The following is a 14,164-nucleotide window of genomic DNA, read 5'->3' on the forward strand; positions in this document are numbered from 1 at the left end:
ACATGAAAAAAACTATTCAATTATTAATGGCACTATTTGCATTTACATATGCAAGTGCACAAACTTTTATTGACAATGTCGATGCTAATAACAATATTCAGTATACTGTAACTACTGGGTTAAATGTAGAGGTTACAGGCTTCCAAGATGCATCTATAGATTTTGTGGCTAACATAACAATTCCAGCAACAGTTTCTGACGGAACAGATACTTATAATGTTGTTGCTGTAGCTGATCATGCTTTTAGTACGTTTACAGACGAATCTAAAGGAGGACTTTCCTCTAATGCAAATAATGCTGGACTTGTTACAGTAAGCTTACCTTCTTCAGTGGTGAGTATTGGAATAAGAGCCTTTCATGGACAAAGAGACTTAACAACAATTAACTTAGCAAATGTGGTTACCATAGATAACAATGCTTTTCAAGTATGTGATAAAATGACAAATGTTGATTTATCTAGCTTAACAACTTTAGGTGCTTATGCTTTTGATAAGTGTCATGGATTTACAGGAGAGTTTGTTGCTCCAAGTCTTGTAACTATTGGAGATGGAGCTATTTATACTTCACAGAGTGGAGGAAGAGATAGTTTTAGTAGTATTAATATTCCTAGTTCTGTAACATCTATCGGGTCACTTTTCTTAGGTAAAATTACATCGCTAACAGATGTACAAGTAAATTGGGCAGACCCAGCAGATGTAATGGTAAACGGTGCTAACTTTTTTAGGGATTTAGATATAGATGGTGGAGCGATAACTTTATATGTACCAGTTGGAACTAAAGCTCTTTATGAGGCTGCTGAACCATGGGGTGCAAATTCAACAACGGCTGGTCAATATTTTAACCATGCTAATATTGTAGAAGGTTCGCTTCCAACAATTGTTTCAGGTTCTACATTTGCTGATGGAGATTATAACTACGAAGTAACTTCTTTGAGCCCAAGAGAGGTGAAAGTTACAGGAACTTCTAATGCTGCTTTAGCTACTATAGTAATTCCAGCTTCTGTAACTGCTGAAAGTAATTCTTATAGTGTTACTGCTATTGATGCAGCAGCTTTTGAGAGTAATACGGTAATCACTTCAGTATCTCTTCCTAGTTCAGTAGTTTCATTAGGGGCGACAGCTTTTAAAGCAGCTTCTAGCTTAACAACTATTAACTTAGAAAATGTAGTAACTATAGGAGATGCAGCTTTTCATAGTTGTGGAGATTTGTCAAGTACAGGTGTATTAACCAATGCAACTACTTTTGAAGGAGGATATAATTTTTATAAATGTAGTTCTCTTACAGAGTTAAGTGCTCCTGTGGCTACAGGTTATGGTAACGGATTTTTAAGAGAGTCTGGAATTGTTTCTTTTAGTATACCAAGCACGGTGACTTCTATAGGTAATCAATTGTTTAGAAAAGCTTTTTCTTTAACAACAGTAGAGCTTAATTGGGCAGATCCAGCAACTGGAGTGTTTACAGATCAAACAAATACTTTTGGAAGTTTAACAGAAGGTAATATTACTTTATATGTACCTTCTGGAACAGTAGCTGCCTATGAAAGTACAGCGCCATGGAATGAAATTACTAACATTACAGATGCTTCGTTAAGTGCAGAGGATATTAAGGCAGGAACTTTAGATATTCAAGTTTCTTCTGATGCTGTAACGGTAAATAGTAGTTCTACTTTTACTAATGCTAATATTACTATTTATGATATTACAGGTAGAGTTTTAGCTAATCAAGTGATTAATGGAGCATCAGCTTCAGTAAATATTTCAAATTTAGCTACTGGTATTTATATTGTTAAAGTAACAGAAGGTAATGCAAAATTGGTAAAACGTTTTGCTAAGCAATAAGAAAAAATAAAAGGAGATATTTTTTACCTATTATAATTATTAAAGAGTCCGATGTTTTATCGGGCTCTTTTTTTTGATGAATATTTAGGTTGTTTATAAATCTCATTTTCTGAATACTTAAGGTTGTTTGATAAAGCCAAAACACTAGCTCTAGGTCTGTTCTTGCTACAGATGGTTCATCGTTTATACGATATGGGTTATTAGTTATAGTGAGAGAATTTAGAATTTAAGAACTTGCATCAAAAATAAAAACTAACTCATGCATGGGGGCTTATTGTAAGTTAATTCTATTTTTATTATTTGTTTTGCCAAATGTTGTATGGGCAAATGTTTCTTTAAACGCTATATTTTCTAATCATATGGTGGTGCAAAGAGAGACTAAAATTCCTGTTTGGGGATGGGCAGAAGCAGGTGAAAAAATAACCTTAGAAACTACTTGGGGAGAAAAAGAAGAAACCATTGCTAAAGAAAATGGAACTTGGAAAATTACATTAAAAACTCCTAAAGCAGGTGGGCCTTTTAAAATAATTATTACAGGAAAAAACAAAATTGTTATTGATGATGTTTTGTCTGGTGAAGTTTGGTTATGTACAGGACAATCTAATATGGATTTTGCATTAGTAAAATTTTTAAACAATGCTAGAGAATCTCAATACCAACCTTTGGTAGAAGTCTTAAGAAAAGAAGTTGCCAATGCAAATGACGATCAGCTTAGGCATATAGAAGTCCCTCAACAAACCTCTTTATTAAAAAAGCAATACAATTTTAAAGGAGCATGGGTTTCTGCAAAAGGAGAAGATGTTAAAAAAATAACAGCTACAGGTTATTTTTTTGCAAAAGAGTTGCGCAAACAATTAAGGGTACCTGTTGGGTTAGTTGAATGCTCTTGGGGAGGTACTCGTGTACAACCATGGATTTCAGAAGAAGTTTACTTGTCCGATGAAAATATAAAAGCTTATTTTGAAGCTAGCAGAAAAAAAACAAATGAAATCATAACAAAAGTATCTGCCGAAAACTACAAGGATACTGTGTTTGCAAAAAAGTTTGAGGAATGGAAATTAGGAGGGAAAAAAACACCTAGACCTTATCCATCGGTTCACCCAGAAAAAGACAAACAATTACCAGCTACTTTGTATAATGGGATGTTGTCAGCTATTATTCCTTATAAAATAAAAGGAATTTTATGGTATCAAGGAGAAAGTAACTCTCATTTTTTAGAAGAAGAATACCAAACCTATTTTACAGCAATGATAAAAAGTTGGAGAAAAGATTGGCAACAATCAGACTTACCTTTTTATTGGATGCAATTAGCTGGGTATGAAGTTCCAGACAAACGTTCTGATTTAGGTTGGGCTTCTGTAAATGATCAATTAAGAAGGACTTTAGATTTACCAAATACAGGAATGGCTGTGTTACATGATATTGGTGAAGCTAAAGACGTGCATCCACATAACAAAATAGATGCTGGAAAACGTTTGGCTTTGTGGGCTTTGGCAAAAGATTATCATAAAAAGGTTAAAGCAGTTAGTGGTCCTTTATTTACATCACAAAAAATAAAAGGAAATAAAATTCAAATCAAGTTTAGTGAGGTGGGGTCTGGCTTAATGGTAGGATATAAATACCTTTTAGAAAACACCAAAGAAGTTAATGAAGACTTAAAGTGGTTTGAAATTGTGGGAGCAGATGGCGTATGGAAACCTGCCAAAGCAAAAATAATCTCTAAAAATAAAGTGGAAGTTTGGAACTTAAATGTTAAGAAGCCTATAGCTGTGCGTTATGCATGGTCATCAAACCCAAGTGGAGCCAATTTATATAACAAAGAAGGGTTGCCAGCAGCCGTATTTACATCAGAAAAATAAATACAAATAATAATATTGATAATGAATATATTAAACAAACAAAACTTAAAAACCATTGCATTTATTGGTTTGGCCATTTGTAGTCAACATGTATTTTCTCAAAAAGTAGAATTAACCTATACAACATCAGCAAAAAGATGGGTAAAGGCTAAAAAGTTTATACAAAAAGACAAGTTTGATAAAGCAGATATTACCGTATACACCGACAGTTTGTTACAAAAAGTTGATGGAGTTGGTGGAGCCTTTAACGAATTAGGATGGGATGCTTTAACAAGTTTATCAAACAAAGCCTCTCAACAAGTTTTTAAAGATTTGTTTTCGGAGGAAGGGGCTAACTTTTCTATGTGTAGAATTCCTGTTGGAGCATCGGATTATGCTTTGAGTTACTACTCAAGTAACGATGTTCCAGAAGATTTTGAAATGAGAGATTTTAATATTGATAGAGATAAATATATTTTAATTCCATACATCAAAGAAGCTTTAAAAGTAAGACCTAATTTACAAGTTTGGGCATCTCCTTGGTCACCACCAGCTTGGATGAAAGTGAATGAACATTATGCTATGCGTAGCGGAAATTTTGAAAATGCTAAAAAGGGTAATAAAATGAATCCTGAAGCAGAAATTTTAAACAATGCTACGGCTTTTAAAATGCAAGAGCGTTATTTAAAAGCATATGCTTTGTATTTTTCAAAATTCATACAATCTTATGCTGATGCTGGAGTGCCTTTATTTGCAATTATGCCTCAAAACGAAATTGCGTTTCAGCCAAACTGGCCTAGTTGTACTTGGAGACCAGAAGATATGGGATATTTCATCAATAACTTTTTAGGACCTAAATTAAAAGAAGATAAGTTAGATACAGAAATTTGGTTAGGGACTGTAAATTCTGGAGATCCTAATTATGTAAAAACAGTTTTAGAATTTAAAGATGCTTCAAAATACATTTCAGGAGTAGGATTTCAATGGGGAGGAGCAAAATCAATTCCAACCATTCACAAAGAATATCCTAATTTAAAATTAATGCAAACCGAAAATAAATGTGGAGAGCATGAAAATGATTGGACTTCTGTAGAAAGATCTTGGAAAGATTTAGTGCATTATATCAACAATGGATCAGGTTCTTATATGTATTGGAATATGGTGTTAGATGAAACTGGAGCAAGTGCTTGGGGATGGCCACAAAACTCTATGGTAGTTGTAAACAAAACCTCTAAAGAAGTAACATATACGGATGAGTATTATTTATTTAAGCACTTATCACATTTTGTACAACCTGGAGATTATTATTTAAAATCATCAAAAGGGAAAAATCATTTAGCGTTTAAATTAAAAGATGGTAGCACAATGGTATTGTTATACAATCCAAAAAAATCTACAGAAACCATCAACTTAAATATTGGAGAGAAGGCTGTTTCTGTAAAAGTTGAGCCTGTATCAATCAATACAATTGTAATAAAATAAAACTAGTAAAAGTTAATAAATCAAAAATGAAAGTATTAAAAAAGTTAGCCTATCTGTTTGTTTTTACTTGTGCAATTACAGTAAATGCACAAAAAAACATAGAGATTGATGTGAACAAACAAGGAGAGGTTTTTGAACATTATTGGAGTAAAATGGTGGGAGCTGGTAGAGCAAATGAAGGTTTGCGTGCTGGTTGGTTAGAACAATTACAACAGGTGCAAGAAAATTGTGGATTTGAGTATGTTCGTTTTCATGGTTTGTTTCATGATGATATGTTCCCTATTGTAGAAGAAAGAGGAAAATTACATTACAACTGGCAGTATATAGATGATTTGTTTGATAGAATGCTAGATTTAAAGGTAAAGCCTTTTGTAGAGTTGGCATTTTTTCCATCGAGTATGGCAGCAGAAGATTCTAAAACAGTGTTTTGGTGGAAAGCAAAAGTAACTCCGGCCGAAGATTCTTTTGAAAAATGGCACGATTTGGTAAAAGCATTTACGCAACACTGCGTGGATAGATATGGAATTGAGGAAGTATTAACTTGGTATTTTGAGGTTTGGAATGAACCTAACCTTTATCCTTTCTTTTGGCACGGTACCAAGTCTCAATATTTTGAGTTGTATAAGCAATCAGCCATTGCAGTTAAGTCTGTAGATAAAAGGTTAAAAGTAGGAGGGCCTTCTACTAGTAACTTTGTGCCAGATGCTCGTTTTGATGGAGAAATTATTAATAACGAAGTTTCTGAAGCTGTATTTAAAGTTGATGATATTAATAAGTTAGATTGGCATGGAGTATGGATTGAAGATTTTTTAAAATATTGTAAAAAGGAAAAACTTCCAGTAGATTTTATTACTACACATCCTTATCCAACAGATTATGCTTTTAACCCTGAAACAGGTAAAGGAAGAGGTTTGACTCGTTTTGTAAAATCTTTAAAAATAGATTTAGAGTGGTTGAACAAGACAATTAAAGAAAGTGCGTTCCCTAATGCAGAAGTTCATTTAACGGAATGGAATACTAGTCCAAGTAGTAGAGATGCTATGCACGATCGTTTGCCATCGGCAGCTTATATAGTAAGATCTAATTTAGATTGTATTGGATTAACAAACTCACTTTCTTTCTGGACGTTTACAGATATTTTTGAAGAAAAAGGAGGAGCTTCTAGTATTTTTCATGGAGGTTTTGGAATGATTAATTTTCAAGGATTGGTAAAGCCATCTTACCATGCCTATAGAATGTTACATCAATTAGAAGATGAAAAAATTTACAAAGATGATTATCTTTTTGTAAGTAAAAATTCTAAAACAGGAAAAGTAGCTGCTTTAGCTTATAATTACCCTGCTGAATATGAAAATTCAGTGCCTTCGGGAACTAATAAAAGAGAAGAAGGAACTAGTAAAAAGTTAAATTTCACTTTAGAAGGATTAAAAGAAGGGACGATGTTTAAAATTGAAATTTTAGATAAAGACCATGGGAATATTCATAATTTTTGGGAGTCTATGGGGAAACCAGAACCACCAACAAGAGAAGAAATTAAAATAATGAAAGCTTATGCAAATACCATGAAAACGGAATATGTAAAAGTTGATAAAAAAGGTGTTTTAACAATTAACCATGAAATTACTCCTTGGAGTGTAGTATTAATTAAACAAATTAACTAGTAAAATGAAAGTTATCAATATTAAAGTAATTTCTCTTGTAGCTGTTTTAGGAATGTTTTCTATATCATGTGCCCAAAATCACAAAACAGTTACTGTAAATAATCAAGAACTTAAAGCAACTTTAATTTTTGAAGAAAATTTTGACAATAACCTAGATCAATGGCAGGTTGAACAAATGCCAAAAGGAACAGTAGAAGTAAATAAGAGTAAGTTAGAAATAGACGATGTTTCTGGATGTACTGTTTGGTTAAAAGAAAAGTTTTCGGGATCTATCATGATTGAGTATGATGTGTTTATGATTCAAGACGGTGGCCCAAATGATAGAGTTTCTGATTTAAATTGTTTTTGGATGGCTACAGACCCAGAACATCCAAATAATTTATTTGCCAACTCAGAAAAAAGAGGTGGTAAATTCTCTAATTACGATTCTTTACAATTGTATTATATGGGCGTTGGAGGGAATGACAATGGTACAACAAGATTTAGAAGATATGTTGGGAATGGAGAAAGACCTTTATTGCCAGAACATGATTTAAGAGATGCTAAATATATGTTAGAACCAAACAAAACATATCACATTAAAATTATAGCCCATAACAGTATAATTCAGTATTTTAGAGGTCATCAATTATTAGCAGAGTTAAATGATGCTAATCCATATACTTCAGGATATTTTGGGTTTAGAACAGTAAAAAATCACATGACTGTTGATAATTTTAAAGTATATAAATTAAAATAAATATTTAAAGAATCATATTATTAAATGAATTTACAACTAAAAGATAAGGTAGTAATAGTGACAGGAGGGTCCAAAGGAATTGGGCTAGGTATTGTTGAGTCTCTATTAAAAGAAGATGCTATTCCTGTAATTGTAACCAGAAATAAAGCTAGTGTAATAGACGTTATAGAGGAGTATAAAGAACAGGGAGTAGATTTATTTTATACGTTGGCAGAATTAACAGATCCTGTACAATGCAAGGAAGCTGTACAAGCCGTTATAGATAAATATGGTAGAATTGATGGACTTGTAAATAACGCAGGGGTTAATGATGGAGTAGGTCTTGAGAGTGGAGATCATGAAGGATTTATGTTGTCTTTACAACGAAACTTAGTTCATTATTATTTAATGGCTCATTATGCTTTACCAGAACTTAAAAAGAGTAAAGGTTCAATTGTAAATATTGGTTCTAAAACTGCTGATACGGGGCAAGGAGGAACTTCAGGTTATGCTGCATCAAATGGTGGGCGTAATGCTTTAACAAGAGAATGGGCAGTAGAATTATTGCCATATGGTATCCGTGTAAATGCATTAATTGTTGCAGAATGTTACACTCCTTTATATGAAAAGTGGATTAGTACTTTTCCAAATAAAGAAGAAAAACTAGCAGAAATTACAAAGCATATTCCTTTAGAGAAAAGAATGACTACTGCCGAAGAAATTGGAGATACAGTAGTTTATTTATTATCAAACAAATCTAGCCATACAACAGGACAGTTGTTATACGTAGATGGTGGTTACACACATTTAGATAGATCTATTGGCTAAAAATAAATCAATACACATTATTAAAATATAATAAAATGAGTACAGTATACGAAAGTCGTTATGCATCAAGTCCAAAAGCAGTAAAAAAATACGACACAAAAGAATTACGCGATGAGTTTTTAATTGACAACTTAATGCAAGAGGATAAAATCAATTTAACCTATACACATTACGATCGTTATATTGCAGGTTCTGCGGTACCTGCGTCTAAAAACTTAACACTAGAAACTATTGATCCTTTAAAAGCTCCTTATTTTTTAGAGCGTAGAGAATTAGGAATTATTAATGTTGGAGGTAATGGTTCTGTAATTATTGATGGTGTGGCACATGAACTTGGGTTTAAAGATGCTTTGTATGTAGGAATGGGAAATAAAGAAGTTGTTTTTTCTAGTGAAGATGCTAAAAATCCAGCAAAATTTTATTTAAACTCTGCTCCAGCACATACGAGTTATCCAACAAAAAAAGTTAGTAAAGCAGAAGCTAATAAATTAGAGTTAGGGTCTTTAGAAACAGCAAATCACAGAACTGTAAACCAAATGATTATAGGTGGTATTGTTACTACTTGTCAATTACAAATGGGGATGACTGAGTTAAAAACAGGTAGTGTTTGGAATACTATGCCAGCTCACGTTCATGATCGTAGAATGGAGGTTTATTTTTATTTAGATATTCCTGCTGAGCAAGCAGTTTGTCATTTTATGGGTGAGCCACAAGAAACTCGTCATATTTGGATGCAAAATGATCAAGCAATTATTTCACCACCATGGTCTATCCATTCAGGTTCAGGTACTTCTAACTATACTTTTATTTGGGGTATGGCAGGTGAGAATTTAGATTATAATGATATGGATGTTGCTAAAATTACAGAATTAAGATAAGTTATGAGTATAGATTTATTTGATGTAAAAGGAAAAGTAGCATTGGTTACTGGTAGCACTCACGGTTTAGGGATGGCTATGGCTAGAGGTTTAGGATTAGCAGGAGCAACAATTGTTGTGAATGGTAATTCTTCACAAGAAAAAATAGATGTTGCTGTAGCAGCGTATAAAAAAGAAGGAATTAATGCTGTAGGTTGTAAGTTTAATGTTACCAAAGAAGATGAAGTAATTGCAGCTATTGCAAATATTGAAAAAGAAATTGGAGCCATTGATATTTTGATTAATAACGCAGGAATCATTAAGCGTATACCTCTTGTAGAAATGGAAGTAGCCGATTTTAAAGAAGTTATTGATGTTGATTTGGTAAGTCCTTTTATTGTTTCTAAACATGTTGTAAAAAACATGATTAACAGAAAACAAGGAAAAATTATTAATATTTGTTCTATGATGAGTGAGTTAGGAAGAAATTCTGTAGGAGCTTATGCTGCTGCTAAAGGAGGTCTTAAAATGTTAACTCAAAACATGGCAACAGAATGGGCAAAACACAATATTCAAGTAAATGGTATAGGGCCAGGTTACTTTGCAACTTCGCAAACTGAACCTATTCGTGTAGATGGACATCCATTTAACGATTTTATTGTGAATAGAACACCAGCTGCAAAATGGGGAAATCCAGATGATTTGGCTGGAGCAGCTATTTTCTTAAGCTCTAAAGCTAGTGATTTTGTAAATGGTCATGTTGTATATGTTGATGGTGGAATCTTAGCAACTATCGGAAAACCTTTAAACGAAAATTAAGATGAAAAAAGTATTGTATTATTCTTGTCTAGCAGCCGTAACAGCTTTAACAAGTTGTGCTAAGCAGGACAAAGAAAACAAAATAATTACTGTTAAAAACAGTTTAAATGTTTCTAGATCTTTTGAGACTATTGAAATTTTAAAAAGTGATTTACACTTAACGGAAGGAGTAGATTTTGAAAGTTTTATGGTTAGAGATGTAAATACTAAAAATGTTTTAGTATCTCAATTTGTAGATGAAGATCAAGATGGAGTAGCAGATGTTTTGTTGTTTCAACCAGAGTTAGCAGCTAGTTCAGAAAAACAATATGAATTATTTGTACCTGAAACTCCTGTTGAACTTGATGTAGAGGAGTATTGCTACTCTAGATTTGTTCCTGAACGTACAGATGATTATGCATGGGAAAACAATAAAGTAGCTTTTAGAGCATATGGGCCAACTGCACAAAGAATGATTGAGGAGTCTACTCCTGGTGGAACTTTGTCTAGTGGAATTGATGCTTGGTTAAAAAAGGTAGAATACCCTATTATTAATAAATGGTATGCTGGGAACGATAAAGAGCCTGGGTTTTATCATATAGATCATGGTGAAGGTTTAGACAATTTCCATGTAGGATCTAGTAGAGGAGTAGGTGGAATTGCTGTAGAAAAAGATGGTGAGTATTACTTGTCTAAAAATTATACAGATTGGAAAACCATTACCACAGGACCTATAAGAACTAGTTTTGTTTTAAACTATGCTGATTGGGATGCTGATGGACAAACTATTTCTGAAGAAAAACACATTTCTTTAGATTACGGAAGTAATTTTTCTAAGTTTGAACTTACTGTAAAAGGAACTGATGAAATTTCTGTAGGATTAACTTTACATGAAAATGATGGAGTGATTACAGAAAAAGTTGAAGAAGGATATATTTCATATTGGGAACCTCATGCAGATTCTGAATTAGGAACTTCTATCGTTGCTCCTAAAGGAGTAATGCAATCTTCTGACTACTATGTAACCTCAATGGTTGATCGTAGTAACTTATATGCTAAGTTAAAAGTAAACCAAAATAAAGTAGTTTATTATGCAGGTTTTGCTTGGAAGAAATCAGAACAATATCCTACAAAAGAATTGTGGGAAGCTTATATAGAAGATTTCATCAATAAAGTAAATCATCCATTAGAAGTTTCAATAAAATAATTTAGATTTCTAAATTAAGAAAGAATAAAAAATCCGAGCAATTTTAATCGCTCGGATTTTTTTGTTTTAATCTTCATCGTCATCAGAATCCTCATCTTTAAGTAAATCTTCATCTACATCAAGATCATCAGAAGGTTCAGTGTCGTTGTCATCATCACTATCTTCAACAAAATCATCAATGGCTTTATCTAATTTGGTACCAACTTTCACCAAATAAATATCATCATCTAATTTAATTTCAAGGGCTTCTATAAGTTCTCCTTTGTGATTTTTAAATTTTAATACGTCTCTATCGGTATATCCATCAGGATAATCCTCCATAATAATGTTTAAGATTTCGTCCGTTACTTTTGAGTGGTCAATTATGATTCTTTTCATAAGAACTAAAGTTTGTGTTGGTTGTCTATAATAAAAGACTAATAGGTTATTTTTATATTTTAAGTTGTTTATTCTTCGTCATCAGAGAATTTACCGATTTTATTTTTTTTGGTGTTAAAATCGTTTTCATCAATTCCTAAACTATCGTCTTTTTCTAATTCAAACTTATAGCTTAACATCTTGTAATACAATTTAGCAGCCAAAGCATCAGAAGTTTTGTCGTGTTCATTAGGACAAAGTTCTACTATATCAAATCCTACTACATTTTTCTCTTCAAAAACTTTTCTTAAAAAGTCTAAAGTTTCGTACCAAAATAAACCTCCTGGTTCTGGGTTTGCTACAGATGGCATAATAGAAGGATCAAATCCATCTAAATCAAAAGAGATATATACATCGTCTGTCATTGCTTCAATAGCATTTTCCATCCAATAATCATCAGTTGCTAAATCGTGAGCAAAGAATACTTTATCGTAATCAATTACTGTTTTTTCTATATGTCCCATACTACGAACACCAACTTGTACCAAATTAGTTACTTGGCTTGCATGATACATTGAACAACTATGGTTAATTTTAGATCCTTTGTGTTCTTTTCTAATACCTGCGTGTGCATCAATTTGTAGAACAGTAATATTGTCTACGTGCTCGTTAAAAGCTTTAATAGCCCCTATAGAAACTGAATGTTCACCACCAACAATGGTTACAAATTTATTTGTGTTTAAATATGTTTTTACGTTTTCGTAAACCGCAGCAGACATAGCTTCTGGAGTTTTGTTTTCGGCCACAGCATCGGCTAAAAAGACTCCTTGCTTATATACTTCTGAGTCAGTTTCAATATCATATAATTCAAGGTTTTCCGAAGCTTTTAAAAAAGCATCAGGTCCTTTGTCACTTCCATTTTGCCAAGAATCGGTTCCGTTATATGGAACTGGGATTAATACGACTTTAGCAGTTTCTTTTTTAGCGTATTCGCTAGCGATGTTTGCGTAGTTATTTTTCATAACCCAAAATGTTTAAAAATTCTTGATAAGATTGTTTTTCTCTAAAAACGGTAGTTGTTAATTTTCCGTCTTTGTCTTTTTGTATGATTAATTGTTTTGGTTGTGGAATTAAACAGTGTTGTAAACCTCCAAACCCTCCTATGGATTCTTGATAAGCACCGGTGTTAAAAAAACCTATATATAAAGGTTTTTCTGGGTGATATGTTGGTAAATAAATGGCGTTACTGTGTTGTTCAGAATTGTAATAATCATCACTATCACAAGTTAAACCACCTAATAAAACTCTTTCATAATTTTCGTTCCAACGGTTAATGGGCAACATAATAAAACGTTTGTTAATAGCCCAAGAATCAGGTAGAGTGGTAATGAAAGAAGAATCAATCATGTTCCACAACTCTCTGTCGTTTTGTTGTTTTTGGTATAGTACTTTGTAAAAGTTAGCGCCACTTTCTCCAACGGTAAAACTTCCAAATTCTGTAAAAATATTAGGTACCTCTACTTTGGCATCATTACAAACTACGTTTATTTGATATACAATTTCATCAATCATATACTCGTAATCGTATTCAAAACCTAATGAAGTTTTAATAGGGAAACCTCCTCCAATATTTAAAGAATCTAAGGTTGGACAAATCTTTTTTAAAGCTACATATACCTTTAAACATTTGTGTAATTCGTTCCAGTAATACGCGTTGTCTTTAATACCAGTATTGATAAAAAAGTGTAACATTTTAAGGTTTACCTTAGGGTTTTCCTCAATTTGTTTTTTGTAAAATGGAACAATGTTTTTATATCCAATTCCCAATCTAGAAGTATAGAACTCAAACTTTGGTTCTTCTTCTGAGGCAATACGGATTCCTACATTAAAACTGTGTTCTATTTCTTCTTCTAATAATGATAATTCTTCGTAATTATCAATAATAGGAATACAGTTTTTGTGCTTGTTGTTAATTAAATCTGCAATATTACTAATGTATTGCTCTCTTTTAAAACCATTGCAAATAACAAAGGTGTCTTTGTTTATTTTACCAGTTTCTAATAAAGCATTTACAATATTAATGTCAAAAGCAGAAGAGGTTTCAATATGTATATTGTTCTCTAAGGCTTCATCTAATACATGTTTAAAATGTGAACTTTTGGTACAATAAGAATAAAAGTATTTACCTTGATAATCGTGTTTTTCAAAAGCACTAGCAAACCATTTTTTGGCTTTCTGAATGTTTTCTGAAATTTTAGGTAAATATGTTATTTTTAATGGTGTTCCGTGTTCTTCTATTAAGGCAGCAACGTTTATGTCGTGAAACATTAGTTCGTCATCGTCTGTAAGTTTAAATTCTTCTTGTGGAAAATAGAAAGTTTGGTTGATTAAGTCTTTGTATTTATTACGCATTTTGTTTTTTGAATTTTGATAATTAACTCCATGGTATCAATCTTCTGTAGATACTAAATTGGACATTTTTCTTATAAAATACAAATACTATACTCTAATTACTAAATACACGTGTCTTAACCTTAAAACTTTAAAAGGGTTGTTTACAAAAAGGAAAAATTTTGAAGA

12 protein-coding genes are annotated in these 14,164 nt (G+C 32.4%); 9 read left to right on the forward strand and 3 right to left on the reverse strand.

Annotated features, from left to right (window positions below; translation table 11 throughout):
• Positions 1-2: 2 nt before the first annotated feature.
• The 9 genes from AXE80_RS03595 to AXE80_RS03635 all read left to right on the forward strand — a co-directional run bounded on the left by AXE80_RS03595 (position 3) and on the right by AXE80_RS03635 (position 11,227).
• Positions 3-1,838, forward strand: a complete 1,836-nt coding sequence (locus AXE80_RS03595; RefSeq protein WP_068824518.1) for a leucine-rich repeat protein — start codon at positions 3-5, stop codon at positions 1,836-1,838.
• A gap of 263 nt (positions 1,839-2,101) precedes the next feature.
• Complete coding sequence (locus AXE80_RS03600; RefSeq protein ID WP_068824520.1) at positions 2,102-3,697, forward strand: sialate O-acetylesterase; 1,596 nt, start codon at positions 2,102-2,104, stop codon at positions 3,695-3,697.
• A gap of 21 nt (positions 3,698-3,718) precedes the next feature.
• Positions 3,719-5,158 (forward strand): glycoside hydrolase family 30 protein, encoded by a 1,440-nt coding sequence (locus tag AXE80_RS03605; protein ID WP_068824522.1) that lies wholly within the window; start codon positions 3,719-3,721, stop codon positions 5,156-5,158.
• 26 nt (positions 5,159-5,184) lie between these two features.
• Positions 5,185-6,819, forward strand: coding sequence for a GH39 family glycosyl hydrolase (locus AXE80_RS03610; protein WP_083194569.1), 1,635 nt, complete (start codon positions 5,185-5,187; stop codon positions 6,817-6,819).
• A gap of 4 nt (positions 6,820-6,823) precedes the next feature.
• A complete protein-coding gene (locus AXE80_RS03615; protein ID WP_083194570.1) occupies positions 6,824-7,558 on the forward strand; it encodes a DUF6250 domain-containing protein in 735 nt (244 codons plus the stop codon).
• A gap of 24 nt (positions 7,559-7,582) precedes the next feature.
• Entirely contained in the window at positions 7,583-8,365 is a 783-nt protein-coding gene (locus tag AXE80_RS03620) for an L-fucose dehydrogenase (RefSeq protein ID WP_068824527.1), read from the forward strand.
• Positions 8,366-8,400: 35 nt separating this feature from the next.
• On the forward strand, positions 8,401-9,243 hold the full coding sequence (gene kduI, locus AXE80_RS03625) for a 5-dehydro-4-deoxy-D-glucuronate isomerase (protein WP_068824528.1): 843 nt from the start codon (positions 8,401-8,403) through the stop codon (positions 9,241-9,243).
• Between the two features lie 3 nt (positions 9,244-9,246).
• On the forward strand, positions 9,247-10,041 hold the full coding sequence (locus AXE80_RS03630) for a gluconate 5-dehydrogenase (RefSeq protein ID WP_068824529.1): 795 nt from the start codon (positions 9,247-9,249) through the stop codon (positions 10,039-10,041).
• Between the two features lies 1 nt (position 10,042).
• Positions 10,043-11,227 carry a DUF4861 family protein gene (locus AXE80_RS03635; RefSeq protein WP_068824530.1) on the forward strand — a complete coding sequence of 395 codons (1,185 nt, stop codon included), beginning with the start codon at positions 10,043-10,045 and terminating at the stop codon, positions 11,225-11,227.
• Between the two features lie 66 nt (positions 11,228-11,293).
• Here AXE80_RS03635 and AXE80_RS03640 read toward each other — a convergent pair whose 3' ends face one another.
• The 3 genes from AXE80_RS03640 to AXE80_RS03650 all read right to left on the reverse strand — a co-directional run bounded on the left by AXE80_RS03640 (position 11,294) and on the right by AXE80_RS03650 (position 13,996).
• Positions 11,294-11,605 carry a hypothetical protein gene (locus tag AXE80_RS03640; RefSeq protein WP_068824532.1) on the reverse strand — a complete coding sequence of 104 codons (312 nt, stop codon included), beginning with the start codon at positions 11,603-11,605 and terminating at the stop codon, positions 11,294-11,296.
• Positions 11,606-11,673: 68 nt separating this feature from the next.
• The gene (gene speB / locus AXE80_RS03645; RefSeq protein WP_068824534.1) at positions 11,674-12,606 is read right to left on the reverse strand and encodes an agmatinase; all 933 of its coding nucleotides are present in this window, start codon (positions 12,604-12,606) and stop codon (positions 11,674-11,676) included.
• Positions 12,596-13,996 carry a type III PLP-dependent enzyme domain-containing protein gene (locus AXE80_RS03650; RefSeq protein ID WP_068824536.1) on the reverse strand — a complete coding sequence of 467 codons (1,401 nt, stop codon included), beginning with the start codon at positions 13,994-13,996 and terminating at the stop codon, positions 12,596-12,598. The genes speB and AXE80_RS03650 overlap by 11 nt, the downstream gene beginning before the upstream one ends.
• Positions 13,997-14,164 lie beyond the last annotated feature (168 nt).

The organism is Wenyingzhuangia fucanilytica, from assembly GCF_001697185.1.
Taxonomy (GTDB): domain Bacteria; phylum Bacteroidota; class Bacteroidia; order Flavobacteriales; family Flavobacteriaceae; genus Wenyingzhuangia; species Wenyingzhuangia fucanilytica.

What these genes read in the sequence shown, in the direction of transcription:
- AXE80_RS03630 (WP_068824529.1), top strand. Translation starts at nt 9,247, where the DNA reads ATGAGTATAGATTTATTTGATGTAAAAGGAAAAGTAGCATTGGTTACT.
- AXE80_RS03605 (WP_068824522.1), top strand. Translation starts at nt 3,719, where the DNA reads ATGAATATATTAAACAAACAAAACTTAAAAACCATTGCATTTATTGGT.
- AXE80_RS03650 (WP_068824536.1), bottom strand. Translation starts at nt 13,996, where the DNA reads ATGCGTAATAAATACAAAGACTTAATCAACCAAACTTTCTATTTTCCA.
- AXE80_RS03635 (WP_068824530.1), top strand. Translation starts at nt 10,043, where the DNA reads ATGAAAAAAGTATTGTATTATTCTTGTCTAGCAGCCGTAACAGCTTTA.
- speB (WP_068824534.1), bottom strand. Translation starts at nt 12,606, where the DNA reads ATGAAAAATAACTACGCAAACATCGCTAGCGAATACGCTAAAAAAGAA.
- AXE80_RS03600 (WP_068824520.1), top strand. Translation starts at nt 2,102, where the DNA reads ATGGGGGCTTATTGTAAGTTAATTCTATTTTTATTATTTGTTTTGCCA.
- kduI (WP_068824528.1), top strand. Translation starts at nt 8,401, where the DNA reads ATGAGTACAGTATACGAAAGTCGTTATGCATCAAGTCCAAAAGCAGTA.
- AXE80_RS03595 (WP_068824518.1), top strand. Translation starts at nt 3, where the DNA reads ATGAAAAAAACTATTCAATTATTAATGGCACTATTTGCATTTACATAT.
- AXE80_RS03610 (WP_083194569.1), top strand. Translation starts at nt 5,185, where the DNA reads ATGAAAGTATTAAAAAAGTTAGCCTATCTGTTTGTTTTTACTTGTGCA.
- AXE80_RS03620 (WP_068824527.1), top strand. Translation starts at nt 7,583, where the DNA reads ATGAATTTACAACTAAAAGATAAGGTAGTAATAGTGACAGGAGGGTCC.
- AXE80_RS03640 (WP_068824532.1), bottom strand. Translation starts at nt 11,605, where the DNA reads ATGAAAAGAATCATAATTGACCACTCAAAAGTAACGGACGAAATCTTA.
- AXE80_RS03615 (WP_083194570.1), top strand. Translation starts at nt 6,824, where the DNA reads ATGAAAGTTATCAATATTAAAGTAATTTCTCTTGTAGCTGTTTTAGGA.